This window comes from Mesorhizobium sp. ArgA1 (assembly GCF_053714375.1).
The window spans coordinates 202,955-227,200 of sequence record NZ_JBSKBQ010000003.1 but is presented as its reverse complement, the minus strand read 5'-3'; the positions used below and the strand labels follow the sequence as shown (position 1 = coordinate 227,200).

General features: G+C 63.6%; 21 protein-coding genes. 11 read left to right on the top strand and 10 right to left on the bottom strand.

From position 1 onward, the window contains the following. The first annotated feature begins 15 nt into the window (after nucleotides 1–15). Complete coding sequence (locus ACWGTI_RS10860) at nucleotides 16–657, top strand: ABC-type transport auxiliary lipoprotein family protein (protein ID WP_454587319.1); 642 nt, start codon at nucleotides 16–18, stop codon at nucleotides 655–657. Nucleotides 658–783: 126 nt separating this feature from the next. Here ACWGTI_RS10860 and ACWGTI_RS10855 read toward each other — a convergent pair whose 3' ends face one another. Further along, entirely contained in the window at nucleotides 784–6,849 is a 6,066-nt protein-coding gene (locus tag ACWGTI_RS10855; RefSeq protein ID WP_454587102.1) for an apolipoprotein A-IV repeat region-like domain-containing protein, read from the bottom strand. Nucleotides 6,850–7,162: 313 nt separating this feature from the next. Here ACWGTI_RS10855 and ACWGTI_RS10850 point away from each other — a divergent pair, with 313 nt between their 5' ends. From ACWGTI_RS10850 to ACWGTI_RS10840, 3 genes are all read left to right on the top strand, one after another. After that, nucleotides 7,163–7,501, top strand: a complete 339-nt coding sequence (locus tag ACWGTI_RS10850; protein ID WP_454576277.1) for an Hpt domain-containing protein — start codon at nucleotides 7,163–7,165, stop codon at nucleotides 7,499–7,501. A gap of 157 nt (nucleotides 7,502–7,658) precedes the next feature. Then, complete coding sequence (locus ACWGTI_RS10845; RefSeq protein WP_023707481.1) at nucleotides 7,659–7,979, top strand: 2Fe-2S iron-sulfur cluster-binding protein; 321 nt, start codon at nucleotides 7,659–7,661, stop codon at nucleotides 7,977–7,979. 92 nt (nucleotides 7,980–8,071) lie between these two features. Next, entirely contained in the window at nucleotides 8,072–9,103 is a 1,032-nt protein-coding gene (locus ACWGTI_RS10840) for an NAD(P)/FAD-dependent oxidoreductase (protein WP_454587101.1), read from the top strand. 18 nt (nucleotides 9,104–9,121) lie between these two features. Here the strand turns inward: ACWGTI_RS10840 and ACWGTI_RS10835 are convergent, their stop codons facing one another. Both ACWGTI_RS10835 and ACWGTI_RS10830 read right to left on the bottom strand, forming a co-directional pair. Then, nucleotides 9,122–10,603, bottom strand: coding sequence for an MDR family MFS transporter (locus tag ACWGTI_RS10835; RefSeq protein ID WP_454587100.1), 1,482 nt, complete (start codon nucleotides 10,601–10,603; stop codon nucleotides 9,122–9,124). A 206-nt stretch (nucleotides 10,604–10,809) separates the two neighbouring features. Continuing rightward, nucleotides 10,810–11,430 carry a DUF922 domain-containing Zn-dependent protease gene (locus tag ACWGTI_RS10830; RefSeq protein WP_454587099.1) on the bottom strand — a complete coding sequence of 207 codons (621 nt, stop codon included), beginning with the start codon at nucleotides 11,428–11,430 and terminating at the stop codon, nucleotides 10,810–10,812. Nucleotides 11,431–11,548: 118 nt separating this feature from the next. On the opposite strand from ACWGTI_RS10830, the gene folP reads away from it, so the two are divergent. The 3 genes from folP to folK are packed head-to-tail and all read left to right on the top strand — an operon-like array spanning nucleotide 11,549 to nucleotide 13,267. Beyond that, entirely contained in the window at nucleotides 11,549–12,394 is an 846-nt protein-coding gene (gene folP, locus ACWGTI_RS10825) for a dihydropteroate synthase (RefSeq protein ID WP_454587098.1), read from the top strand. 17 nt (nucleotides 12,395–12,411) lie between these two features. Next, complete coding sequence (folB, locus tag ACWGTI_RS10820; protein WP_142865847.1) at nucleotides 12,412–12,771, top strand: dihydroneopterin aldolase; 360 nt, start codon at nucleotides 12,412–12,414, stop codon at nucleotides 12,769–12,771. Beyond that, the gene (gene folK, locus ACWGTI_RS10815; protein ID WP_454587097.1) at nucleotides 12,755–13,267 is read left to right on the top strand and encodes a 2-amino-4-hydroxy-6-hydroxymethyldihydropteridine diphosphokinase; all 513 of its coding nucleotides are present in this window, start codon (nucleotides 12,755–12,757) and stop codon (nucleotides 13,265–13,267) included. Before folB ends, folK begins: the two co-directional genes overlap by 17 nt. On the opposite strand, the gene ACWGTI_RS10810 is transcribed toward folK, so the two are convergent. Both ACWGTI_RS10810 and ACWGTI_RS10805 read right to left on the bottom strand, forming a co-directional pair. Next, nucleotides 13,264–13,812 (bottom strand): DUF924 family protein, encoded by a 549-nt coding sequence (locus ACWGTI_RS10810; RefSeq protein WP_454587096.1) that lies wholly within the window; start codon nucleotides 13,810–13,812, stop codon nucleotides 13,264–13,266. The genes folK and ACWGTI_RS10810 overlap by 4 nt on opposite strands. Further along, nucleotides 13,809–15,659: a monovalent cation:proton antiporter-2 (CPA2) family protein gene (locus ACWGTI_RS10805; protein WP_454587095.1), complete on the bottom strand. Its 1,851-nt coding sequence runs from the start codon at nucleotides 15,657–15,659 to the stop codon at nucleotides 13,809–13,811. The genes ACWGTI_RS10810 and ACWGTI_RS10805 overlap by 4 nt, the downstream gene beginning before the upstream one ends. A 161-nt stretch (nucleotides 15,660–15,820) precedes the next feature. Here ACWGTI_RS10805 and ACWGTI_RS10800 point away from each other — a divergent pair, with 161 nt between their 5' ends. From ACWGTI_RS10800 to ACWGTI_RS10790, 3 genes are all read left to right on the top strand, one after another. Beyond that, nucleotides 15,821–16,810: an AraC family transcriptional regulator gene (locus ACWGTI_RS10800; protein ID WP_454587094.1), complete on the top strand. Its 990-nt coding sequence runs from the start codon at nucleotides 15,821–15,823 to the stop codon at nucleotides 16,808–16,810. A gap of 60 nt (nucleotides 16,811–16,870) precedes the next feature. Then, the gene (locus ACWGTI_RS10795; RefSeq protein WP_454587093.1) at nucleotides 16,871–18,079 is read left to right on the top strand and encodes an MFS transporter; all 1,209 of its coding nucleotides are present in this window, start codon (nucleotides 16,871–16,873) and stop codon (nucleotides 18,077–18,079) included. A 285-nt stretch (nucleotides 18,080–18,364) separates the two neighbouring features. Beyond that, entirely contained in the window at nucleotides 18,365–18,631 is a 267-nt protein-coding gene (locus tag ACWGTI_RS10790; RefSeq protein WP_112561811.1) for a hypothetical protein, read from the top strand. Between the two features lie 72 nt (nucleotides 18,632–18,703). Here the strand turns inward: ACWGTI_RS10790 and ACWGTI_RS10785 are convergent, their stop codons facing one another. The 4 genes from ACWGTI_RS10785 to ACWGTI_RS10770 all read right to left on the bottom strand — a co-directional run bounded on the left by ACWGTI_RS10785 (nucleotide 18,704) and on the right by ACWGTI_RS10770 (nucleotide 22,463). Next, nucleotides 18,704–19,252, bottom strand: a complete 549-nt coding sequence (locus ACWGTI_RS10785) for a hypothetical protein (RefSeq protein ID WP_454576237.1) — start codon at nucleotides 19,250–19,252, stop codon at nucleotides 18,704–18,706. A gap of 82 nt (nucleotides 19,253–19,334) precedes the next feature. Then, on the bottom strand, nucleotides 19,335–20,399 hold the full coding sequence (locus tag ACWGTI_RS10780) for a YcjF family protein (RefSeq protein ID WP_454587092.1): 1,065 nt from the start codon (nucleotides 20,397–20,399) through the stop codon (nucleotides 19,335–19,337). Continuing rightward, nucleotides 20,396–21,874 carry a YcjX family protein gene (locus tag ACWGTI_RS10775; RefSeq protein WP_454587091.1) on the bottom strand — a complete coding sequence of 493 codons (1,479 nt, stop codon included), beginning with the start codon at nucleotides 21,872–21,874 and terminating at the stop codon, nucleotides 20,396–20,398. The genes ACWGTI_RS10780 and ACWGTI_RS10775 overlap by 4 nt, the downstream gene beginning before the upstream one ends. Before the next feature lie 85 nt (nucleotides 21,875–21,959). Next, nucleotides 21,960–22,463 carry a SixA phosphatase family protein gene (locus ACWGTI_RS10770; protein ID WP_454587090.1) on the bottom strand — a complete coding sequence of 168 codons (504 nt, stop codon included), beginning with the start codon at nucleotides 22,461–22,463 and terminating at the stop codon, nucleotides 21,960–21,962. Between the two features lie 253 nt (nucleotides 22,464–22,716). On the opposite strand from ACWGTI_RS10770, the gene dksA reads away from it, so the two are divergent. Next, nucleotides 22,717–23,133, top strand: coding sequence for an RNA polymerase-binding protein DksA (gene dksA / locus ACWGTI_RS10765; protein ID WP_112395407.1), 417 nt, complete (start codon nucleotides 22,717–22,719; stop codon nucleotides 23,131–23,133). 236 nt (nucleotides 23,134–23,369) lie between these two features. Here the strand turns inward: dksA and ACWGTI_RS10760 are convergent, their stop codons facing one another. Then, nucleotides 23,370–24,086, bottom strand: a complete 717-nt coding sequence (locus tag ACWGTI_RS10760) for a hypothetical protein (protein WP_454587089.1) — start codon at nucleotides 24,084–24,086, stop codon at nucleotides 23,370–23,372. Nucleotides 24,087–24,246 lie beyond the last annotated feature (160 nt).

Below are 24,246 nucleotides of genomic sequence, written 5' to 3'. Positions count from 1 at the left end.
GAAGTTGAACCGCGACTGCGGGTTGGTCTTACGATCCGGGGACAACGGGGATCGCGCGTGACGTTCAGCTTGGGTGGGTATAAATCTGCTGTCGTGTTGCTTGGCTTGACGCTTGCCGGTTGCGCGGCATTGGGAGGCAAGCCGGCGCCGCTCGATACGTTCGAGCTTTCCGCTCCCTCGATCGACATGCGGGGCCACAGCCGCCGCCAGATCCTGATCGCCCAGCCATCCGCGCTCAAGGCGCTGGACAGCCAGAACATCGTCATCAGGCCGTCCGACCACTCGATCCAGTACCTCAAGGGCGCGCAATGGGCGGATCGCCTGCCGCTCATCGTGCAGGCCAGGCTCGCCGAGACGTTCCAGCATTCCGGCAGCTTTACCGGTGTCGGCAAGCCGGGCGAGGGCTTGGCGATCGACTATCAAATCATCGTCGAGGTGCGGTCCTTCGACGTTCGCGTCAATGGCGGCGAACATGCCGAGGTCGACCTGTTCGTGCGCATCCTCAACGACCGTAATGGCGAGGTGCGCGCCTCGAAGGACTTCACCGCGAGCGCGCCGGTCTCCGGCAGCGGCAACGCAGCCTATGTCGGTGCACTCGACGACGCCTTCGGCCAAGCTGCAAAGGATATCGTCCGCTGGACGGATCAGGTGATCTGAGCGAGGCGATTGCTTCGTATCGCGACAAGATAGTGCGTTTGGTTGCGATCCTTCGCGCCCCTCCAAGCTTTCGGGAATGAAAAAAGGCGGGAAATTCCCGCCTTTTTTTGAACCTTCCTGTCGCCGTCAGTGCAACCGGCCGCTCGCGTGGGCCAGCATGGTGTAGACCTTGCCGGTGTCCGACGTCAGGTAGGTCTGCGCCATGATGTTGTCGCGGTCGTTGCGCGAGACGTCCTTGAGCAGCTTTTCGAAGTCGTCGCAATAGCGATCGACGGCGGCGCGGAACTCCGCCTCTCCCTGATACTTGCGCCGGATTTCGTCGAAGGTCTGCTGGCCCTTCAGCGTGTAGAGGCGGCGCGTGAACACGTCACGTTCGCCGCGCCGGTAGCGGTTCCACAGCTCGATCGAAGCGTCATGGTCGATCGCCCGGGCAATGTCGACGGAGAGCGAGTTGAGCGACTCCATGACATGCAGCGGCGAACGCTGGGCGGGTGTTGCGCGCGGCGCCTCCGCGGGCGCTGCCGGCCTGGCGACTTCTTCCTCGCGTGATGCCCCGGTCAGGAGGTCGCGCACCCAGCCGCCTTGCGGTGTACGGGCGTTGGCGTCGCGCTGGCGCGGTGCCTCGGCGGGACGTTCGATATCGAGCGTGCCGCGCAGGCCGCCGAGCGGAACCTGCGGAGCCGGGCCCTCGGCCTGCGGCGCCGGCGGCGGGCGGCGTACCGGCTCGGCCGGGCGCTGGACCGGCGCTTGCGGCGCCGGGCGCAAATTACGGGGCTCGGAATTGTCGCCCCCGCCGCGGCCCGATTTCGCAACGATATCCGAAAGTTCCTTGAGCGCGTTGATCTGCTCGGAAACGGCACGGCGGATCGCCGACGTCGATTCCTTGGCCTCTTCCGGCATCTCGATGACGCCCTTCTTGAGCTCGGCGCGTGTGAGGTCAAGCTCGCTCTTGATCGAGCTTGCGGTGCGCCGCATCTCCTCGGTCGCATCGGCAAACCGGTTGGTTGCCGAATCGACCACTTCCGCAATGGCAATGCGGATCTTGTCGGCCGATGCCAGCGTCCTGCCTTCGGCATTCTGCATCGTCTGACCGACAAGGCTCTCGAACGAACGCATCACCTTCTCGAGGTCTTCCGACTTCTTGACCAGGCCGACGGCGAGATCTTCCAGCGACGACTGCCTCTCCAGCGTGTGTTCCAGATTGCTCTGCGCCGAGCTCAGCAGGTCGGAAGCCGACGACAACAGACGGCTGTGCTCGTCGAACTTGGTGGCGATCGAGGCGACTTCGCGCAACGTCGCAGACGACAGTTCGGTAAGCCGCGTCGTATTCGAATCGACCAGGCGGGCCGAGCTGGCGAAGGTCTGCGCCGCCTTTTCGGTGGTCGCCGCGAAGCTTTGCGTGCTGCCGCTGAGGCGTTCGTCGACCTGGCCGAGATTGACCGCCGCCTGCTCGATCAGCTCACCGAGTTGCGCACTGGATACGCTCATGCGGCCGATAAGATCGGCGACACTGTCGGCGAGCGACGAGCGCGCGCCTTCGACGGCCGACAGCGTTTCGGCCGTGCGGCTGGCGAGCGCGTTGACGAGGGCGGCGTTTTCGCTCCGCAGCTTCTCGGTGGCGCGTTCGGTAACCTCTTCCATGCTCTTTTGCAGTTCCGAGCCGCCCTGGGCGAAGCGCTCGACCAGCGGCCGTGCGGTTTCGTCGAGGATTTTCGACAGTTCGGCCGAACGTGCTGCCAGCATCGTGTTGAGCTCGCGGGTGTTGGTGCCGATGGTCTTGGCCGCGTCGTTGGTGCTCTGGCCGATATGTTGGCCAACCGCGGTGAAGGTCTCGGCAATCGTGTTGGCGCGCGAGATCAGTTGCGCCTCGGCGCTCGACACCTGCTCGTTGAGCTTCTGGCCCATCGTCTCGGTGGTGTAGGCGAGGCGGTTTTCGACACTCGCGACCTGTTCCTCGACGCGGGTGGTTGCGGCAGCGACGCTCGCTGCCAGCCGCTCGTCGGCGCCGGCCAGAGCCTGCTCCATCTCGCGGGCGTGGACGGCAAGTTCCTGGCCGGTCTGGCGTGCGCGTTCGGCAACCCGCTGCTCGGTGCTGGCGAAGGCGCCGACGATGTTGTCGGCATGCTCGCCGATCGTCGAGGTGGAGTCGGCGATGCGCGACACCAGGCGGTGATCGGCCTCGTCGAAGATGCGGCTGATCTCGGTGGCGCGGGCCGACAGGGCGTCCGAACCCTCGGCGATGCGCGAGATCAGCTGCTGGTCGGCGGCGTCGAAGATGCGGCCGAGGTCGGAGGCGCGGGCGGCAAGCGCTTCGGCGGATTCGCCGATGCGCATGCTCAGCCGCTGGTCGGCACCCTCGAAGTTGCGCAGGATGTCGCCGGCGCGGTCGGCGAGCGACTGCGCCGTCTCGACCGCACGGGCGACCAGCTTCTGGTCGGCGGCGTCGAACGTGCCGGCGATTTCGCCGGCGCGGGCAGCCATCCGTCCGGCCGTTTCTTCAGCGCGGGCGAGCAGCGAGTTCGACGTCTCGTCGTGCCGGGCAAGCAGCGCGCTCGTCGTGTCCTCGGCACGTGCGTGCAGGCGGCGATCCGCGTCCTCGAAAGTGCGGGCGATGTCCTCGGCGCGGGCGAGCAGGGCGGCCGACGTCTGCTCGGCGCGCTCTGCGATCTTGCGGTCTGCATCGCTAAAGGCAGCACCCGCCTGTTCATGCAGGGCGCTGGTGACTTCCATCACCTTCTCACGCAGGGCGCCGGCAACGAAGACGGCGCTCTTTTCGAGCACGTTGCGGACATTGTCGACACCCACCGACAGCGCGCGCTCCATGGTTCCGGCGCGTTCCTCGATGATACCGGTCTGCTTGCTGAAGGCTTGTTCGATCTTCTCGACGTCGGCTGCGATAGCCGCCGAGATATCGGTGCTCCTGCCGGCAATCTGGTCGATATGGCCCGACAGCGAGCGGTCGACATCCTTGCGTGTGTCGGCGAGCTTTGCCAGATCGTCTTCCAGCGCCTGGGTCAGCATGTTGCGGCCTTCGGCCAGCTTGCCGACATGCCCCGCAATGATGTCGTCGACCTCACTGCGGCTTGCCGACAGCTTCTGCAGGTCGGCTTCCAGCGCGCGCTTCAGGATGTCGCGGCCTTCGGCCAGCTTCTCGACCTGGCCTGCGACCAGCCCGTCGATGCTCGACCGGCTCTCGGCCAGCTTGGCGAGGTCGTCCTCAAGAGCCTTCGACAGCGTCGCGCGATCCTGGACGAGCTTGTCGCTGTGGCCCTGGAGCAGGCTGTTGACATTTTCCAGATCGGCTTCCAGCACCCGTGCGAACTCTCCACGGTTTTCGGTCAGCTTCTGCGACTGGTCGGCAATGGCGCTCCTGATCGTGTTGAGATCGGCTTCGAGCGCCCGCTTGAGGATGTCGCGGCCCTCGGCGAGCTTCTCGACCTGTCCGGCGACCAGCCCATCGATGCTGGAGCGGCTCTCCGCCAGCTTGGCGATGTCGTCTTCCAGTGCCTTCGAGAGGGCCGAACGGTCCTGGACGAGCCTGTTTTGATGATCGGCCATGATGCCGCTCACATTGTGCAGATCATCCTGAAGCGCCTGGGATAGCGTCGAACGATCCTGGACAAGCCGGCTCGTGTGGTCGGCGATCAGGCTGTTCACATTCTGCAGATCGGCTTCCAGAGCCTTGGAAAGCTGGCTGCGCTCTTCCGCCACCCTGTCGGAATGACCCGCGATGGCACCCTTGATGGTATTGATGTCGGCTTCGAGCGCGCGCTTAAGGATGTCGCGGCCTTCGGCCAGCTTCTCGACCTGGCCAGCGACCAGCCCGTCGATGCTCGACCGGCTTTCGGCCAGCTTGGCGAGGTCGGCCTCCAGCGTCTGGGACAAGAGGCCACGATCGTCGGCGAGCCGGTTCGAATGATCGGAGAGCAGACCCCTGATCCCGGACAGATCGTTCTCCAGCGCCTTGCTGAGTTCGGAGCGGTCTTCGGCCAGTTTCGCCGAGTGGTTCTCGATCACGCCCTTGATGCCGATAATGTCGTTTTCGAGCGCCTTGGTCAGGACGGCGCGGCCTTCGGCGATCTTCTCGACCTGGCCGGCGACCAGCCCGTCAATCGAGGCGCGGCTGTCGGCGAGCTTGCCGAGATCGGCTTCCAGGGCACGTGAAAGAATGTTGCGGCCTTCGGCCAGTTTTCCGACATGTCCGGCGACCATTTCATCAATGATCGTACGGGCTTGCACAAGTTTCCCGGAGTCTTCATGCAAGGCCTGGTTAAGCCGGTTGCGGCCCTCTTCGAGCCGTTCGAGATGGCTGCCCAGCGACGCATCGATGGCGGCGCGGGACTCGTTGACCTTGCGCAGATCCTCTTCCAAAGCGCGCGAAATCAGGTTGCGGCCTTCGGCCAGCTTCTGCACCTGGTTGGTTACCGCTGCGTCGATGCCGGCGCGGCCCTCAGCGAATTTCGCCAGGTCGGCCTGCATGGCCTCCGCCATGCGTTCGCGGCTTTCGGACAGCTTGCGGCTGTGGTTTTCGACAGCTTCCTCGATGCCGACGCGGGCATCGGCGAGGCGCTGGATGTCGGTATCGAAGGAGCGCGACACGACATGGCGGGCCGCCTCCATACGGCCGGCGAAATCGCTGGCGCGGGCTTCGAGCATCGACGAGGTCGATGAGACGATGTCGGCCATGTCGGCGCCGATCTGGGTCTTGCCCTGATCGATCATCGCCGACAAATGGTCCTTGCTCTCGGCAAAGGTGTGGGCGATTTCACGGGCGCGCTCTACCAGCGTCTCGTTGATCTGGCGGGCACGAGCCTCAAGGGCGGCGTTGAGTTTTTGGGTGCCGGTGTCGAGCGCTTCGGCGCGGGTCTCGAATTCACTGATCAGCGCCTGGCCACGTTCGGCCAAGGTGCGCTCGATGCCGCTGAGGCTGGATTCGAATTCCGAGCTCAGGGTCCGGGCGGCGCCGCCGAGCAGCGACACCATTCCGGTGGTGCGGTCGTCGAGCAGGTCGGTCAGCGACCGGGTCAGGCCGTCCGTGGTGTCCGTCAGCTTGGCGATGCGTGTATCGAGCAGCGATGCGAAGGCTTCGCCCGATGTCGACAGCCGGTCGGTGATCGTATCGAGCCGGCCTTCCACCTGATCGAAGATCGACATCGAGCTTTCGTTGATGCGGTCGATCAGCGTGTCGCCGGAATTGGTGATCGTCATCGAAAGCTTGGTCGAGGCGTTGAGGATCGAGTCGCGAATGATGTCCGAGGCAGCGCCGATTTCGTCCTTCAGCGTCTCATGCGCGCCTGTGATCGAGGCGCGCACGCGCTCGGCATGGGTGACGACGGCTTCGCGCTCGCTGCCCAGACCGTCGACCAGCGAGCGGATGCGGGATTCGTTCTCGGAATAGGAGCGTTCGATCTGGTTGACCTCGCTGTGGACCAGCGTTTCGAGCTCGACGGCGCGCGCCAAAGTGCGCTCGATGCCTTCGCCCATCGCCGCCACCTCGCGGCGAACGGCCTGGCCGATCATCATGACACGGTCCTGGGCGAGGTTTTCCGGCTCCGCCAGGCGGAAAGCCACTTCCGTCATCGACTGGGCGGCGATGCGCATTTCCTGCGCGCGGCGGATCATCGCCGCGAAGGCCCAAAACAGGACAACCGGAATGATTGCCGCGATTGCGAGGCCGATCAGTTCGGGGCGGGCCAGGAGCTGATCGAATGTACGGATTTTCCAGATGCTGGGGCCAAACAGGAGGTTGGCAAGGCCGCCTGCGCCGGCAATCCAGGCCAGCGACACGAACGCCACGACCCAATAGATCGTGCTCGACGCGCGCCGGTTGAGGCTGTGCAGCAGCGTCTTGTAGTCTTTCTGGTGGTCATCGTTTGCCGGCTTGAAACCGGCCGGCTGGGCGGCGTTGCGCGATTCAACCGGGCGCAACTCCGCCGGCTTGGCCTTGGCAGCAGGCGCCGCGCTTTGATTCTGTTGGACGGGTGCGCTTTGAACGGGGGCGGGTTTCTGGGTGCGGCCCTCGCGCGCCAGCTCGTCGGCGGCCTGCGAAATCTGCGCTTCCAGATCTTCCATCGACGCCGCAATATCGAGATCGCCGCTGCCGTCTCCGCTAAGGTCTAGGTCTAGTGCCTTTTCGAGTTCCCTGGCTACGTCGCTGTCGAGATTTCTGGTCGTCGTTGGTTTCTTCGCCATGCCTTCGCTACCCTGTACTAGCTGCCGAGGGACTTATGATTTTGGCCTGATTCTGGCTTGTCTGGTCCCACGCAGGAGGCTGAAAATGGACCCTCGTATCGTAATGACACACAGGGGTAAAGAAAACATGCATTCCGCGAGATACGTAAAACTTTAAATATAAGGTTAACGAGAACGTGATTTCGCCGCCTCCACGGCAACAATTTTCCAGCCCATCCATTAACGCGTTGGCGACGGAAATCGCCTAGGTTTTTTGGTGATTGGCACAGGGAGTTTCAAATTGGTACGCGGTGAAAACGGCATTGCCTTCTCAATGCCGGGCGGCGATGTGTCGGGACCTGCCCGTTCGCGGCCGGTGGATATGGCCCATCTGGCCCGTCAGACAATGGGCGATCGCGCCCTCGAACAAGAGGTACTGGCACTCTTCGTACAGCAGGCCCTTTCTGTCCGCGACAGAATAGTCGACGCCGATGTCAGGGAGAGGCTGCTTCTGGCACATGGGCTGAAAGGTTCGGCGCGCGGGGTCGGCGCCTTTGCCATCGCCGACTGCGCCTCATCGATCGAACAGCAGCCGGAAGACATGCGCACCCTCAAGCGCCTCGGAGCCCTGATCGAGGAAGTGCGCGATTTCATTGCCGCCATCAACCGATGAAGGCTGCCGCTCGGCAGCTACCACCGGGATGAATCAGCGGGGCCAGCGCTCGCTTTAGCCAGCTTTCTGAAAAAACGTCACAAGGCGGCGCTTTCGCGCCGCAGTTGACTTGTCCGGTGGAGTGATTATCTCGGCTGAGACTCCCTTCAGGTGACAAATGACCAAGCTGACCTTCATCGCCCATGACGGCACTCCTTTCGATGTCGAGGCCGAAAACGGCTCGACCGTCATGGAGAATGCGATCCGCAACGCGGTGCCGGGCATCGAGGCCGAATGCGGCGGCGCCTGCGCCTGCGCGACTTGCCATGTCTATGTCGACGAAGCCTGGACGGCCGAGGTCGGCGAGCCGGAGGCGATGGAGGAGGACATGCTGGACTTCGCCTATGACGTCCAGCCGAATTCGCGCCTGTCCTGCCAGATCAAGGTCCGCGACGCGCTTGACGGCCTCGTCGTGCGCGTGCCCGCTCGCCAGGGCTGAACCAACTTCTTTCGGATTTTTACCGCCGGCGCTTGGCAGCAAGCCAATGCTCATGCAGTCTCGCGCCAGTTTGGCAATGAGGCTCGCCTGGCATGACCGACGTAATCAAGACCGACGCACTCATTGTCGGGGCAGGGCCGGTTGGTCTGTTCGCCGTGTTCGAACTCGGCCTCTTCGACATGAAGTGCCATTTGATCGACATCCTCGACCGGCCGGGCGGCCAGTGCGCCGAGCTTTATCCGGAAAAGCCGATCTACGATATTCCGGGCTGGCCCTCGATCTCGGCACAAGGCCTGGTCGACAAGCTGCTCGAGCAGATCCACCCGTTCAAGCCCGACTTCACTTTCAACCGCATGGTCTCCAGCCTGGAGAAGCTGGACGATGGCAGTTTTCGGGTCACCACCGACGAGAACGAGGTGTTCGAGGCCAAGGTGGTGGTGATCGCTGCCGGCGGCGGGTCGTTCCAACCCAAGCGGCCGCCCATTCCCGGCATCGAGGCCTATGAGGGCAAGAGCGTCTTCTATTCGGTGCGCCGCATGGAGGATTTCCGCGGCCACGACCTCGTCATCGTCGGCGGCGGCGATTCCGCGCTCGACTGGACGCTAAACCTGCAGCCGGTGGCAAAAAGCGTTACGCTGGTCCACCGCCGCCCGGAATTCAGGGCGGCGCCCGATAGCGTCAACAAGATGTACGCCATGCAGGAGATGAAACAGCTGGAATTCCGCGTCGGCCAGGTAAGCGGCCTGGCTGGCGCCGACGGCCAGCTGGCGTCCGCGACCATCAAAGGCGGTCCTGACGGCGATATCGAGGTGCCATGCACGCGCATGCTGCCGTTCTTCGGCCTGACCATGAAGCTCGGCCCGATCGCCGAATGGGGGCTCAATCTTCACGAGAACCTGGTTCCGGTCGACACCGAAAAGTTCCAGACCTCGGTTCCCGGCATCTTCGCCGTCGGCGACATCAACTGGTATCCCGGCAAGCTGAAGCTGATCCTGTCGGGTTTTCACGAAGTGGCGCTGATGGCGCAGGCGGCCAAGCGCATCATCAGCCCCGGCGAGCGCATCGTCTTCCAGTACACGACGTCGTCGACGAGCCTGCAGAAGAAGCTCGGCGTCGTGGAGTAGGTCCTACCGGGCTCTGTATCACTCCACCAGGACTGCCGCCTCGGTTTCGTCGCGGCCACGCAGCGACTTCTCCGGCATCAGCGCCAGCGTGATCAGCGACAGGACGAGCGTGATGGCCGCGGCAAGGAAGATCATCATGAACGGCGTCGCCGAGACGATCTGTCCGGCGGCCGGCACGCCTTCGCCCGCAAGCGGCAGGCCATAGCCGAGCGCGACGGCGCCGAGCATGGCGACGCCGAGCGCGCTGCCCAGCGAACGCAGGAAAGTCAGCACGCCGGTGGCGACGCCGAGATGCGCGCGGTCGACGGCGTTCTGCACCGAGACGGTGACGACCGGGAAGGTGGTGCCGCTTCCAAGCCCGACGCAGATGGTCAAGAGTTCGACCACCAGCAGCGAGGCGCGGCCTGCAGCCAGGCTGAGCACGCCAAGACAGATGATGGCGAAGAGAACGCCGATCATGGCGATGCGCTTGTAGTGGAAGAAGCGCGGTATCGTGCGGCCGCTGAACGTCGCGCCGGCGACCGTGCCGAGCAGCAGGCCGAGCATGGCAAGGCCTGACTGGCTGACCGATAGGCCGATGATCGACTGCAAATAGACCGGCAGGTACACGGACAGGCCGATATTGGCGGCCTGCAGCAGGAACATCGACGCCGTTCCGGCAAGCACGATGGGATTGCTGAGCACTTCCAATGAAATCAGCGGCTCGGTCGCTCGCATCAGCCGCAGCGCGAACGCGCCCCAGAAGACCGACGAACAGGCGAGCAGGCCGAGAATCTCGCGAGAGGCCCATGGATAGGCGCTGCCGCCCCAGTTGAGCGCCAGGAGCAGCAATGCCGTCGCCACAACCAGAAGCAGCGCGCCCAGGGCGTCGATGCAATGGCGCTTTGCGGCGACCGGCAGTTTGCGCAGCGGCTTGTTGATGATCGCCATCGCCACCAGGCCAAGCGGAATGTTGATCCAGAAGATCAGCGACCAATGCAGATGTTCGGCAAAACCGCCGCCGAGCAACGGTCCGGCGATGCTGGCGACAGCCCATGTGCCCGAAATCCAGGCGGCATAGCGCGCCCGTTCGCGCGGCGGCACCAGGTCGCCGATGACGATCTGCGCCAGGGCGAACAGGCCACCGCCGCCCCCACCCTGGATCGCCCGGCCGATGACCAGCACGAACATGTTGGGCGCCAAGGCACTGACCAGCGACCCCACGAGGAAGATCAGGATCGCCGCATAGACGGTCGGCCGGCGGCCATGGACGTCGGAGATCTTGCCATAAAGCGGCGCCATGGCGGTCGCCGTCAGGAGATAACCGGTCACGATCCACGGCAGATAGTCGGCGTGGCCGAGCGCACGGCCGATGGTCGGCATGGCCGGCGCGACGATTGTCTGGTCGAGCGCCGCCAGGAGCATCGACAAAAGGATGCCGGCGATGATGACGTTCTTCTCGCTTTCCGTCAGCGGCGCGGCGGGCGCCACCATAGCCGGATTGTCGACAGCCTGGTCCATATCAGTTCATCCATAACGTTTGAGAGCGGTGCCAAATGGCCGCTTCGCTATACGCCGCCTCAATTGGTCTTGATCTCGTGTTTCGAAGCTCGCGTCTTGCGGGCCTGACATATGTCGTCCCGTATAGGCCGATTTCGACCCTTGCCCGAAAATTTTCAGCGGCTGGCCTCATGTTTCGGCAGGATTGGCTTGTTCCAGTCCCGTGGTCAGCCAGGCGGAACCTGGCCGCTTTCGACGCGCTGCATGCGGTAGCGCAGCAGCCGCAGAATGCGGCTTTCGAAGTTGACGCCTTCGACGCGGTCGAAGCGCAACTGATCCTGGTCATGCCGGGCGAGCTCGGTCGCGGTGATCTGCGCCGCTTTCGCCTTTGCCTCGGCGCAGGTCTTTTGCGGAAAGCTCCCGTTCAGCGCGTCCTCGAGCTGACGGCCGTGGTTCTTGGCAATCTCGACATGGCGCTCCTCGTGGCGCTTGATGTCTGCCGACAGCGTATCCCAGAACAGCCTGACATCGGGGTCGGCCTTGCGCGGCCGGCGCCACTCCGGAAGGATGACCTTGACCTTGACGGTGACGGCAGCCTTGGCAATGTGGCAGGAATCGGCAGTCTGCGCGTAGCTGATGCGGGTGGTGAACGCCATCTGGGTCGCACCCGGATGCCGCATGCCGGTGCTTTTCACCTCGGGTCCATGCTTCGACAATTGCGTCTCGATGTCATCGAGCGTGCTGCCGCCGATGGCAAAATAGCTATAGGTCTTCACCAGATTGGTCGCGCCCGCCGGCGGGGCGGTCAAAGCCAGCATCAGGGCGCAGAGCAGGGGTCGCTTCATCATGTTGCCTCTTCACTCACCTTGCTTTACGGCCGTTGCCGGCGCAACCGAATTGATCCTCCACCGATCACGCATCGTTGATGGATTGCAAGCGCTCGATGGGTCACATGGTTGAAGGACAATGACGACAAGGCGATGGCGACTGGCGCATGGGCGCCATCTCGACCTTGGCGAGAAGGCCATAGTGGTCGGTATTCTCAACGTCACGCCGGACAGTTTTTCGGATGGCGGGCGGTTCATCGCGCCTGACCAGGCGGTGGCGCAGGCGCGCCGCATGGTGGAAGAGGGCGCTGCCGTCATCGATATCGGCGGAGAATCCACGCGCCCCGGCGCCTCTCCCGTAACCCCTGAGGACGAGCAGGCCCGCATCCTGCCGGTGATAGCAGCACTCGCCGGCTCCGGCGATGCCTTGATTTCGGTCGACACCTATCGCGAGCAAACCGCGCGCCTCGCCGTTGCCGCCGGCGCGCATGTCGTCAACGACGTCTGGGGCCTGCAGCGTGAACCCGGCATTGCCCGCGTCGCCGCTGAGACCGGCGCTGGGCTGGTCATCATGCACACCGGGCGCGAGCGGCAAAAGCTGCCCGACGTCATCGACGATCAGTTTTTATTCCTGAAGAAATCGCTGGAAATCGCGAAGCGCAGCGGCGTCAAGGACGACCATATCGTGCTCGATGCCGGCTTCGGCTTCGCCAAGGAGACGGCGGAGGAGAACCTCGATCTGATGGCGCGGTTTTCCGAACTAAAGGCGCTCGGCTTTCCCCTGATGGCCGGCACCTCCAGAAAACGCTTCATCGGCACGATCACCGGCCGCGAGGCCGCCGCGCGCGGCGCCGGCACGGCCGCCACCAGCGTCATCCTCAGGCTGAAGGGTGCCGATCTGTTTCGCGTCCACGATGTCGCAATCAACGTGGACGCACTGGCCGTGGCCGATGCTATGCTGGCGCGTGAAAAGCCGGGATACTAAGCCCAGGAAGCTAAGAAATGTACGTGATCCGCATGAAGAACTGCGCCTTCTTTGCCCGGCACGGCGTGCTGGACGAGGAGGAGGCGCTTGGCCAGCGTTTCTACGTTGATGCCGAATTGACCGTCGAGCCCAGCCGCCCGCTGGAGGATGATTCCATCGAGGACACCGTCAATTACGGCATCGCCTTCACGGTGATTGAAAAGATCATCACGGGGCATCGCCGTTTCCTGATCGAGGCGCTGGCGCTCGAAGTGGCGAAGGCGCTGACGGCGCGGTTTCCACAGATCAGGAAGGCCGAGATCACCGTGCGCAAACCAAACGCGCCGGTGCCCGGCGTGCTCGATTATGTCGAGGTGACCGTTGTCTGGCCCGAATAACACGGTCTATCTCAGCCTTGGCGGCAATCTCGGCGATCCGGCGGCCTCGATGGCCACGGCGCTGCGCCTGCTCGACGCCGACAAGAGCACGCGCGTCATCGCCGTGTCCTCGCTTTACCGTACGCCGCCCTGGGGCAAGCTCGACCAGCCGGATTTCCTCAATGCCGCCGCCGAAATCTCGACAGCGCTGGCGCCGAGGGCGCTGCTCGACCTCTGCCTCGAGGCCGAGCGCAAGCTGAAGCGGGTGCGTGAGGAGCGCTGGGGGCCGCGCCTGATCGACATCGACATACTGGTGTTCGGCGACCGCATCATCCACGAAACCGGCCTGGAAGTGCCGCACCCCAGGATGCTGGAGCGCGCCTTCGTGCTGGCGCCCTTGGCCGAGATCGCGCCGGAACTGGCGGTGGGCGGCCGCAGCGTGGCTGAACGGCTGGGTGCGGTCGACACGTCAGGGATTGAGCGGCTCACGTCCGGCCGTGACTGGTGGTTGAGCTAACCCGAAAACCCGCCGCCATCGAGAAATAGCTGTTCGTCGGCAGTCGTCTCACGGCCAAGCATCTTGTTCCTGTGCGGAAAGCGCCCGAAACGCTCGATGATGTCGCGATGCTCGATCGCGTATTTGATATACTCCGGCGCCCTGGCGGTGGTGAGCTCGACCGATCTGTCCTGGTCGGCGGCCAGTTCGGAATGCTCGTAGGGCAGGTACAGGAAAACCCGCAAATCTTCGTCCAACTCAACGTCATGGCCGGCGGCGATCGCCTTGGCGGCAAGGTGCCTCGCCAGCGGATCGGTGGCGTACATGTGGCCGGTGCCGCGAAAGCAGTTGCGCGGGAACTGATCGAGCAGGATCATCAGCGCCAGCGAACCCTCGGCATGCTCCGACCAGACATCGCATTCGCGGCGCGCGGCGGCAAAATGCAGGTCCAGAAACCGGCTGCGGAAATCCGCATCGAAAGCGTCGTTCTTCTCGAACCACGCATCCTCACCGGCCTCGCGCCAGAATTTTGTGACGGCGAGCGCTTGCTCATCCAATGCGGTCATCGGCCTTCCTCTGGCTGGGCTTGTTCGGATTTGTTCAACACCCCGGCGGTTTCTTCGTTCAGTGCCTGGCCGGGTCGGCGTGGCGGGGCAAGCGGCGTCGGTATGGGCGTGCCGATATTGCCCCTGAGGAAGCGCCGGCCAGCCCGTATGCCTTCCGCCAACTGCGTCTCGAACCGGTCGTTGTCGCGTCGCCGCACGTCCTCGATAACTTCGGCGACATCTTCCGGTTCGACGCCAAGCGCTTCAAGCGCCGAGCCGCCGAAAACGAGGGCCGATTCGAAGGTTTCACGCAGCTGGAAATCGACTCCGACGCGAATGAGCGACAGCGCGGTACCGCGATCATACGCACGCGCCAGAACGGTCAGCAGCGGGAACTCCGCCTTGATCAGTTCGGCAATGCGAACGGCAGCGTCCGGCTTGTCGACGCAGATCAGCACGGCGCGCGCGCGGCCAGCACCGGCGGCGCGCAGAATGTCGAGCCGCGTGCCGTCGCCATAATAGACCTTGAAGCCGAAATCGGCGGCCGCCTGGATCATTTCGACATCATTGTCGATGATCGACACGTCGATGCCGCGCAACAAAAGTGGCTGGCTGGCAATCTGGCCGAAACGGCCAAAACCGATGACCAGAACGCTGCCGGTGAGGCCGTCGGCGATGTCCACGCCTTCGAGCGACTGCTCGTCGCGCGGCGTCAGATATCTAAGCGCAATGATGGCCAGCGGAGTCAGCACCATGGAGATGATGATGATCGCGGTCAGCGTGGCGTTGGCCCGGCTGTCGATGATGCCGACTGCCGCGGCGGCGGAATAAAGCACGAAGGCGAATTCGCCGCCCTGCGCCATGAAAACGGCGCGCTCCAGCGCTTCGCGGTGGCCGCTCTTCAGCATGCGGGCGACAAGATAGATGCCGAGCGCCTTCATCACCATGTAGGCGACGACATAGATGGCGACGAGCCGCCAGTTGTCGACGACCACATGCAGGTCGAGCGACATGCCGACAGCGAGGAAGAACAGGCCGAGCAGGATGCCGCGGAACGGTTCGATGTCGGCTTCCAGTTGGTGGCGGAATGTCGATTCGGACAGAAGCACGCCGGCCAGGAACGCGCCCATCGCCATCGACAGGCCGGAAAGCTGCATGACCAGCGCCGACCCCAGCACGACCAGCAGCGCCGCCGCCGTCATCACTTCGCGCGCCTTGGCGTCGGCCAGGATGCGGAAGAACGGATTGAGCAGATACCGGCCGGCGACCACCAGCCCGACGATGGCGCCAAGGCCGATGCCGATCTCGGTCAACCTTTGCTGCAGGGTCATCTCGGCGCCACCCGGCGCCAGGAAGGCGACAAGCGCCAAGAGCGGCACGATCGCCAGATCCTCGAGCAGCAGGATGGAAACGATGCGCTGTCCCTTCGGACTGGCCATCTCGCCGCGCTCTTCCAGCAGCTGCATGACGATTGCCGTCGAGGTCAGCACGAAGCCGGCGCCGGCAACGAAGGATTGCGCGATCGGAAATCCGCCGGCGAGACCGACACCGGTGAGCAGCAAGGCGCAGACGCCAACTTGCAGGGCGCCGAGGCCAAAAATCTCACGCCGCAGGCCCCACAGCCGCGATGGCTGCATCTCCAGCCCGATGATGAACAGGAACATGACGACGCCGAGTTCGGCGACATGCAGGATGGCTTCCGATTCGGAAAAAATGCCGATACCGAACGGCCCGATGACGACGCCGGCGGCGAGATAGCCGAGGATCGAGCCCAGCCCCATGCGTTTGAAGATCGGAACAGCGACGACGCCCGCGGCAAGCAGCGCCACCACCTGAATGAGATCGCTGCCCGATGCTTCCGCCGCCATGCCTCTTGTCCCTGTGTTCTCCAGCACTCCTTGCATGCAGTTGGAGTGGGAGGCAAGGGCGGGAAGCCTGCCAGGAAGGGTAGGGCGTCATCGTAGCGGTCGCCCCGGTGGAACAACGGTCTCTGCTTGCCTGCCGGACGTTCGGCATCTACATTCGGCAAATGCTTGACCATTCGTCCCGACCGTCTTCGCCGCCCCATATCCCGATGGACGCGCTAAGCGAAGTTTTGCAAGACTTTCGCTTGAGTGGCGTCAACTATGGCCGCTGCGAACTCCGGCATCCATGGAGCATAGAGTTTCCGCAACAACCGCTGCTTCGTTTTCACTTTGTAGGCCAGGGTCCATGCTGGATTCATACCGAAGCGCAAGGCTGGCAGGAGTTGCGCGATGGCGATCTGGTGCTGCTCCCGCAAGGCACCGCCCATCGGCTGGCGAGTGCGCCGGACGTTGAAGGCGACTCGCTCGAGGGCTGCCAGGTGACCAAGTTGGGTGGCAATGTCTGCGAAGTGGTAAGGCAGGGAACGGGCGCGACAAGCACCCTTTTCTGCGGCTCCATGGCCTTGGGCTCCTGTGCGCTCAACCCGTTGATCACGTTGATGCCGCCTGTCATCAAGGGTTGCGATGTCGCCGGCAATGACCCGGTCGTCGGTCCTTTGCTGGCGGCGATGACGGTGGAGGCCGCGCAACCGCAGATGGGCAGCGCCACGATTCTGTCGCGTATGGCGGACTTGCTGACAGCCCGGCTCATCCGCTGCTGGGTCAATTGCAACGGAGCCTCGACGACTGGTTGGCTCGCAGCCATCCGCGACCCTCATATCGGCCGCGCTCTGGCAGCCATGCACCGGGACCCCGGCCATAACTGGACGCTGGGAAGCCTGGCCGGCGTGGCGGGCCAATCGCGGTCGATTTTCGCCGAGCGCTTCAGCGCTGTCTTGGGGGAGGGCGCTGCACATTATCTCGCCCGCCTGCGTATGCAGCTTGCCCGCGATTTGCTGGGGCAAAACGGCATGTCGGTTGCCGAAGTCGCTACCCGTCTGGGCTATGATTCCGAGGCATCCTTCGCCCGCGCGTTCAAGCGCATCACCAATGTCTCGCCCGGCGTTGTGCGCCGCACAATTCCCGGACGAATAGATATGAATTTCGGATTTTAAGATACATATAATCCGGGCAGACTCGCCTATCTAAGATCTCCAAACTTTGGAGATCGTTCCGTGACTGACACAACATTACAGCTTGAAGACACCGCGATCGGCCTTGACGCCGATGCGCCAGCAGCGTGGAGCACAGCCACCTGGTTCGCGGTCATTTCATTGGCTGCCACCAGCTTTGCGCTGGTGTCGGCCGAATTCCTGCCGGCAGGTCTGTTGACGCCGATGGCGCGCGATCTGGGCATCAGCGAGGGAACGGCCGGACAGGTCGTTACCGCCACCGCGTCCGTCGGTGCCGTGACGGCCATGTTGAGCAATGTTCTCATCGGCCGGTTGAACCGCAAGACCGCGCTGGTTGGCCTGATGGCCCTGGCGGTCGCTTCCAACATTCTTGCAGCGTTGGCGCCCAATTTCTGGCTGTTGTTGCTAGGCCGGGCCGGGCTGGGCGTCGCTCTCAGCGCTTTCTGGGCACTTTCGGTTGCCGTCGTGGCGAGGCTGGTCGGCGCCAATGCGACAGGTCGAGGCATGGCCATCGTCACCCTCGGCGTCTCGCTTGCCACCATTGCCGCGCCCTCGATGGGTGCGTTGATCAGCGACTGGCTGGGATGGCGCAGCGCCATGGCCATGACGGCGGGGCTGGCCGTGATTGCCATGCTGCTGCAACTGCTTAGCCTGCCGACCTTGCCTGCAGCAGCAAGCAACAGTCTTGCCGACGTGTTTCGGCTGACACGGCGGCGTGGCGTTCAACTCGGCATGCTTGCCATTGTCTTGCTGATGACGGGGCATTTTGCCGGCTCCGTCTATGTGCGCCCCTTCCTCGAACACGTTACGCTGCTCGCAACCGGGCCGATTGCGTTGGCTCTGCTTGGATTTGGCATCGCCGCCGTGATCGGCAACATTGCCGGCGGCCGCTTGGCCGATGCCAATATCCACATGGCGCTCCTGGTCACCGCCGCTTTGATGGGGTTTGCGGCGCTGGCATTGGTACTTTGGGGCGTGCACATCGGTATTGCCTTCGGGTTTGTCACGCTTTGGGGCTTCGCCTTCGGCATGGCGCCGGTGGTGCTGCCGACCAATCTGTCCCGTCCGGCGCCTGATGCGCTGGAAGCAGCGGGCAGCCTGATGGTCACCTCTTTCCAGGTCGCCATCACCATGGGCGCGGTGGTCGGTGGTTATGTCGTGGACACCTATGGCGCTACCGGACCCTTGACCCTTACCGCGGTCCTTGCCGCATCGACAGCCGTGCTGGCGATGCTACAGCCTCGCGGCTGAACCTTGCTGCAGCTGACCTAAAGCGCGTCGCGCCTGACCGGCCTAATGCGACGCGCTTTAGGTTGCTGTATTTATACATGTCGTTGTCCCAAAACCGCTGCGCACTTTTGGGCGACATGCATAGGCGGCCTCAAATCCGGACCGCCGCGATGTTGCAGCTGCGTTACACAAGTTTATGCGGTTCTCGCGTTGCGTTTTGCCGCAATCGGCGGCTAAGGGACGCTCGGCTTCGGCCGTTGGAAGGCAGCGACGATCAAGTTCTGCCTTTTTGAGGAGATGACTGACATGAAGAAGTTTTTGCTCGTCGGCGTGGGTGTCGCCATGCTTGCCGCATCGGCCTGCTCGAAGGCGCCCGAATGCACGCAGGAGATCGCGGCCAAGAAGGCGCAGGAGATGACCGCCGCGCTGCAGGAGGCGATCACCAAGGATCCGTCCAAGGCGGCTGACTTGACGGCCAAGGTGCAGGCGGTGACGACCAAATACCAGGGCGCCACGACGCTGGACGAAGCCTGCAAGGCCTATGACGAGCTGACAGCCGCCATCAAGGGCTGATTTTTCGTTCGGGGAATTGAAAAAGGCGGTGGCTCGGGTGGCCGCCGCCTTTTTTCTTGCCGCTGCCGGCAATCAGTTCTTGGCGATGGAACCGACTTCCACGGCATCGACGCGCTTGAGGCTCATGCCGATGACCGGCACCAGTTGCTGGTCGACGCGCACGGCGATGGTCACGGTCATCGAATTGTCGTCGGGAATGCGGGCTTGCATGACGCCACGCAACTGGTTGCGGTTGATGGTGAAGACCACCTTGCGGGGATCGACGACATTGCCGCCGATGATGTCGAGACCCGAACCCGCGGCGCCGCCCATGAAGTTGCCCTTGTAGTCGCGTCCCTTGCGCTCGACGGTCGCCGACATTTTCTGGGTGAAAACACCGACCCGGCAGTCGCCGTCCAGCGACATGCCCGTCTTGTTGTCAGGCGTCGAGCCGTCGAAGCTGCAGGTGAATTTCGTGCCCTTGTACTTGCCGGCAACGATCTCGCCCGGGCCGACCCATTTGCCTTCGACGGTGTGGAAGAATTGCTTGTCGGGTTCGGCTGCAGAGGCTTTCCCGGCCAGGCCCAGAGGTGCTGCAATCGCGACCAGGGGCAGGACGCAGGACAAGATTACGCTTTTCATGGAAGACACCCGGCAGCAAGGAAGCTGTTGTTGGACGACCATGAACAAGATTGGTTAATGCTTGGTGACCGCGAGAGGACGTTCACTTGTCGGGAGCAGGCGTTTCACTCTCTTTTTTGGTCGCGAACGAGGTCAGCGCCGCCAGGAAATCGCCCATGCCCGGCCGCCTGGCGGCAATGAAGGGCAGGGGTCGCGCCGTCTCCATCGCCGCAATGCCGATGCGCGCCGTCATCATGCCGTTGACGACGCCTTCGCCGAGTTTGGCCGAAAGCCGCGCGGCAAGGCCATGGCCGACGATCTGCTGGACAAAGCTATCGCCGACCGCGATCGAGCCGGTCACCGCCAGATGGGCGAGAACGCTGCGCGCCAGCCGGAAAAAGCCCAGCGTGCCCGGCCGGCCACCGTAAAGCTCGGACAGGCGGCGGATCAAGCGCCCTGCCTCGAAGACGACATAGGCGACATCGACGAGCGCACGCGGGCTGACCGCCGTCACCAGCGACACACGCTTGGCCGCTTCCAGGATCATCACCTTTGCCCTGGCATCGAGCGGCGCCAGAATCTCGGTTTCGGCCAGCCGCACCAGATTGCCGCCATCGATGATCTCGCCGCGCAATTCGGCCAGCGATCGCCTGCCTGCCGCCGTTTCGGGTTTTGCCGCGACAAAGGCCGACAGTTCGTCGACGACGGCCCTTGCGGCCTTCGGATCGTCGCGTGCCACGGCATCGAGAGCCCGCTTTTGCAGCTTTTCGACCTCGGCCAGCCGGGCAATGGCCAGGAATTCACGCACCAGCACGACCACCAGCGCCAGCACGGCGATCCCCGCCATTGCGGCCGCCAGCCAGCCCAGCCACTCTGCGCGCTCGAACAGGTCGCGAATGAGTTGGTCGGTCCACAGGCCGACGGCCAGCGAAACCAGCACGCCGACCGCGCCGAAAAACAGGCTGGCAAACAGCGAGCGCTTGCGCGGCACGGTCGCCGGCGGTGGTTCGGCAGCAACGATGTCGGGTTCGTCGAAGACGTCGATCTCGGCCGGCACGACCACGGCGCGCGGCTTGCGCGTCGGAAGCGGCTCGGCATGGCTGCGGGCCTGCTTCGGTTCGGCCGCCGGCTCGATGCGGAAAGCTGCCGGTCTGCGGGGCGCGGTCATGCCAGATGGTCTCCGATCAGGAACTGCAAGGCGCGGTCGAGCCTGATATGCGGCAACGACAGCGTGACGCCTTCGGCGGTGCGTTCGAGCTTTGGCGGGCGAAAGCGCACGAAACGGATCGCCGGATCGTCGCTGCTTTGCCGATGGTCGGTTTCGGAAACATCGAAAACGGCATCAATTTTTTCCGGCAAGTCCCCGGGAAATATGGCGGTTTCGGTTTTGCCATCGAAGGTTTCGCCGTTGATTTTTTCGCCGTTCAGCGGCGTGCCGATGATCACCGGCAACGTCTCCCGGCCCTGCTTGACCGTGCCTTCGCGTGTCGCGCGCATAGCCGCCATGGCGACCACGTCGACATCGGCGCCGGTGAAATTTGCCCGCGCCACGGCCCGGTCGGCAAGCCGCCGCACGATCGCCTGCAGTCGGTCATGGCTTTCGTGATGCAGATGGTCGGCCTTGGTCGCAGCGACCAGAATGCGGTCGATGCGGCGTGAAAACAGGTCGGTAAGGAAATTGCCCCGGCCGGGACGGAAGCAGGAGAGGATCTCGGTCACCGCACGTTCGAGGTCGGCCATCGCGCCAGGGCCGGCGTTCAGCGCCTGCATGGCGTCGATCAGCACGATCTGGCGGTCGAGGCGGGTGATATGTTCCCGGAAGAACGGCTTCACCACATGTGTCTTGTAGGCCTCGTAGCGCCGCTCCATCATCGCCTGCAGCGAGCCGGAGCGTGGCCGCCGCTCGCTCTGAGGCAGCAAGGGCGCGAAGGTCAGCGCCGGCGAACCCTCGAGGTCGCCAGGCATCAGGAAACGGCCGGGCGGCAAGGTCGAGAGCGCCCGCTCGTCCAGCTTGCAGGCCTTGAGATAGGCGGCAAAGCTCTCGGCCAGCCGGCGCGCCGTCATCTCGTCGGCGTCGGCGTTGGGGTCGATCGTCGCCGACAGGGCCCGCCAGTCCTGCGACAGGTCGACCCGCACCGGCAGCATCGCCATCTCGAAGGCTTCGCGCGAGAAATCGGCGAAGGATTTGCCGAGCAGCGGCAGGTCGAGCAGCCATTCGCCGGGGTAGTCGACGATGTCGACCGACAATCGGCCGCTGGAAAACATGCGGTTCCAGCCGGAGGCCGATTCATATTCGATGGTGAGCCTGAGTTCCGAAATGGCGCGCGTCGAGTCCGGCCAGATACGGTCATTGACCAGGGCGGCGATATGGTCCTCATACTGAAAACGCGGCACCGCGTCATCCGGCTGTTCCTCGAGGAAGGCGCGCGCGATGCGTCCCGATTTTTGCGCCTCGAACAGCGGCAGCCGCCCGCCATGGATCAGATTGTGGACAAGAGCCGAGATGAACACCGTCTTGCCGGCGCGGGAAAGGCCGGTGACTCCGAGCCGCAGCGATGGCGAGAAAAGCCCACTCGCGCGCCCCGACAGCGTATCCAGGGCAATTCTCGCTTCGTCGGTAAATGTCGTCAGCGATGATGCCAAAATCTGTTCTCTCGGGGCTTCCCTCAGCCCCGATATAGGCTCCGCGGCTCAAGTTTGAAATGGCGCCCGGGCCGGTCGTCTCTGCTCAGAGATCGGCGGGGGTCAGGAAGGCTTCGAGATAGCCGGCACCTTGCGCGGCCTCGGTGAGGGCGCCCTTAAAGCGGACGACGGCAAGGCCGGAGGTCGGGAAACCATGGTTCATGATGGCCCGCGCCGCCTCGTCGCCATTGCCGGAAACCGCCATGGCAAGGTCTTCCGTCATCGGATTGTGGCCGATGACCAGCAGCGAGCCGGGGCCGCCATTGCCGCGGATGATGCCCAGGTAACCGGCGGCGTCCTCGCTGTAGAGCGTGTCGAAGAACAGCACCCGGCCGGTATCGGTGTGGCCGGCGATGCCCTCCAGCGTTTGGCGCGCCCGCTTGGCATTGGAGCAGAGCGTGATATCGGGAATGTAGTTGCGGGCACGCATGGCTGTGCCCATCGTTTCGGCATCGGCAATGCCCGATGCGTCGAGCGGGCGGTCGAAGTCGCGCACGCCGGGCAGGGCCCAGCCAGCCTTGGCATGCCGCAAAAGATACAGTCTGCTCACCGGACCCCCATGGCGTGCTGCCTATCAAATGACACAATGGATTAGCCACGAGAACGGCCTGCCGCACAATGGGCGGTGGCACCCAAGCGCAACGAATCATGTGCGAATTCGCGCGCGCCCTTGCTGTGGAAGGCTTTGCCGCGCCTCGCCAGTACGGCATTAACAATTGCGTGAAACGCGCGCCGATTACGCTTGTGCAGCCCCCTCCGCGCGAATATATAAGCGCAAAATTTGGGGTTGTTGGGTGAGTCGAATGAACGATATCTCTACCGCCGATTACGTACCCTCCGAAGACGAGCCGTTCATGAACGAGCGGCAGAAATCTTACTTTCGCTTGAAGCTCGTCACTTGGAAGAACGACATACTGCGCGAAGCGCGCGAAACTCTCGAAATCCTGCAGCAGGAAAACGCCAACCACCCGGATCTCGCTGATCGGGCTTCTTCGGAAACCGATCGCGCCATCGAGCTTCGCGCCCGCGACCGCCAGCGCAAGCTCATTTCAAAGATCGATTCGGCGCTGCAGCGCATCGATGAAGGCACTTACGGCTATTGCGAGGAAACCGGCGAGCCGATCGCGCTGAAGCGGCTCGACGCGCGCCCGATCGCGACCTTGTCGATCGAAGCGCAGGAGCGCCACGAGCGCCGCGAGAAAGTCTATCGCGACGATTGAAGCGCAACTGCGGGACAGAAATTGAAAATGGCCGGGATTTCCGGCCATTTTTTGTTGTTGGGCTCGTGGCAAACGCTCATCCGTCAAGCCTGAACGTCAAATTCGATTCTGTATTGGATGCCATCCAGCAAACAAGCGCGAAATCATTTCGCCAGTGCAAAATCAAAGAGACAGGACAGTTCGTCGTTTGAGTGAAACGGTGAAGCGTTCCAGGCCATCGGCCATTTCGATTCCCGCTATCGCTTCTGGCTGGCGAGTTCGCCGAGCAGCTTGGTCATCTCGTCATCCAGCGACTCCGGCGCTGTCGCTGCCGGCCTGCTTGCCGGCTTGCTGGCGTGCGAATCATCGAGCGAGACCTCAAGTTCCCGCATCAGCGTGTCGTCGATCGACTCGCGCTTCGGTGGCGGCGGGGCCTGCCGGGCGGTATTGGCGGCCGCGCCATAGGCCGGCAGCGGTGTCACATTGCTCGCCTGGTATATTGGGGCTGGTTTTGGCGCCGGCGCTGCCTGGCGGGGCGGAAGGGCGGCCGGAGCAGCCTTTACCGGTTGCGGCGGTGGCGCCTGTCTTGCGGGTGGGGCGGATGCGGATTGTGCGGCGCGCGGACGCGGCGCCTGTTGCTGCTGGCCGCCATCGCCGGTCAAAGCCGGACGGCGTGGCGCCGCCAGCCTGATGTCGCGCTCGACCACAACGTCGGTCGGGCCGCCGATCAAAATCAGGTGTTCGATATCGTCACGACGGATGAGCACCAGCCGGCGGTGGCTGTCGACCGCCGTGGCGTCCATGACGGCCAGCCGCGTCTTGCGGTTTCTGCCGCCGGCAACGAAGGTGCCGAAGGTCAGGTTGCGGACCAGCCTGATAATGACAAGCACGATGACCAGCAGGACAAGGGCGGCAAACGTCCACAGCAGCGCTGCGGCATATCCAGGACCCGCCACGCTATCCAGCCACTGCATCGGTGCCCCCAAATCGGTTTTTGAAGTGGAAGCGACACTAGACCGTTGCGACCAGACACCGCAAGTTGCCTTCACGCTTCGTGAACAGCTTGAAACGCCGGCACGTCATTTTTATCCGACATTTGCCGCCAAGGCCTTTTCCGGATTAGGAGAATGTGAT

What these genes read in the sequence shown, in the direction of transcription:
- ACWGTI_RS10855 (WP_454587102.1), bottom strand. Translation starts at nt 6,849, where the DNA reads ATGGCGAAGAAACCAACGACGACCAGAAATCTCGACAGCGACGTAGCC.
- ACWGTI_RS10850 (WP_454576277.1), top strand. Translation starts at nt 7,163, where the DNA reads ATGCCGGGCGGCGATGTGTCGGGACCTGCCCGTTCGCGGCCGGTGGAT.
- ACWGTI_RS10845 (WP_023707481.1), top strand. Translation starts at nt 7,659, where the DNA reads ATGACCAAGCTGACCTTCATCGCCCATGACGGCACTCCTTTCGATGTC.
- ACWGTI_RS10840 (WP_454587101.1), top strand. Translation starts at nt 8,072, where the DNA reads ATGACCGACGTAATCAAGACCGACGCACTCATTGTCGGGGCAGGGCCG.
- ACWGTI_RS10835 (WP_454587100.1), bottom strand. Translation starts at nt 10,603, where the DNA reads ATGGACCAGGCTGTCGACAATCCGGCTATGGTGGCGCCCGCCGCGCCG.
- ACWGTI_RS10830 (WP_454587099.1), bottom strand. Translation starts at nt 11,430, where the DNA reads ATGATGAAGCGACCCCTGCTCTGCGCCCTGATGCTGGCTTTGACCGCC.
- folP (WP_454587098.1), top strand. Translation starts at nt 11,549, where the DNA reads ATGACGACAAGGCGATGGCGACTGGCGCATGGGCGCCATCTCGACCTT.
- folB (WP_142865847.1), top strand. Translation starts at nt 12,412, where the DNA reads ATGTACGTGATCCGCATGAAGAACTGCGCCTTCTTTGCCCGGCACGGC.
- ACWGTI_RS10810 (WP_454587096.1), bottom strand. Translation starts at nt 13,812, where the DNA reads ATGACCGCATTGGATGAGCAAGCGCTCGCCGTCACAAAATTCTGGCGC.
- ACWGTI_RS10805 (WP_454587095.1), bottom strand. Translation starts at nt 15,659, where the DNA reads ATGGCGGCGGAAGCATCGGGCAGCGATCTCATTCAGGTGGTGGCGCTG.
- ACWGTI_RS10800 (WP_454587094.1), top strand. Translation starts at nt 15,821, where the DNA reads ATGCTTGACCATTCGTCCCGACCGTCTTCGCCGCCCCATATCCCGATG.
- ACWGTI_RS10790 (WP_112561811.1), top strand. Translation starts at nt 18,365, where the DNA reads ATGAAGAAGTTTTTGCTCGTCGGCGTGGGTGTCGCCATGCTTGCCGCA.
- ACWGTI_RS10785 (WP_454576237.1), bottom strand. Translation starts at nt 19,252, where the DNA reads ATGAAAAGCGTAATCTTGTCCTGCGTCCTGCCCCTGGTCGCGATTGCA.
- ACWGTI_RS10780 (WP_454587092.1), bottom strand. Translation starts at nt 20,399, where the DNA reads ATGACCGCGCCCCGCAGACCGGCAGCTTTCCGCATCGAGCCGGCGGCC.
- dksA (WP_112395407.1), top strand. Translation starts at nt 22,717, where the DNA reads ATGAACGATATCTCTACCGCCGATTACGTACCCTCCGAAGACGAGCCG.
- ACWGTI_RS10760 (WP_454587089.1), bottom strand. Translation starts at nt 24,086, where the DNA reads ATGCAGTGGCTGGATAGCGTGGCGGGTCCTGGATATGCCGCAGCGCTG.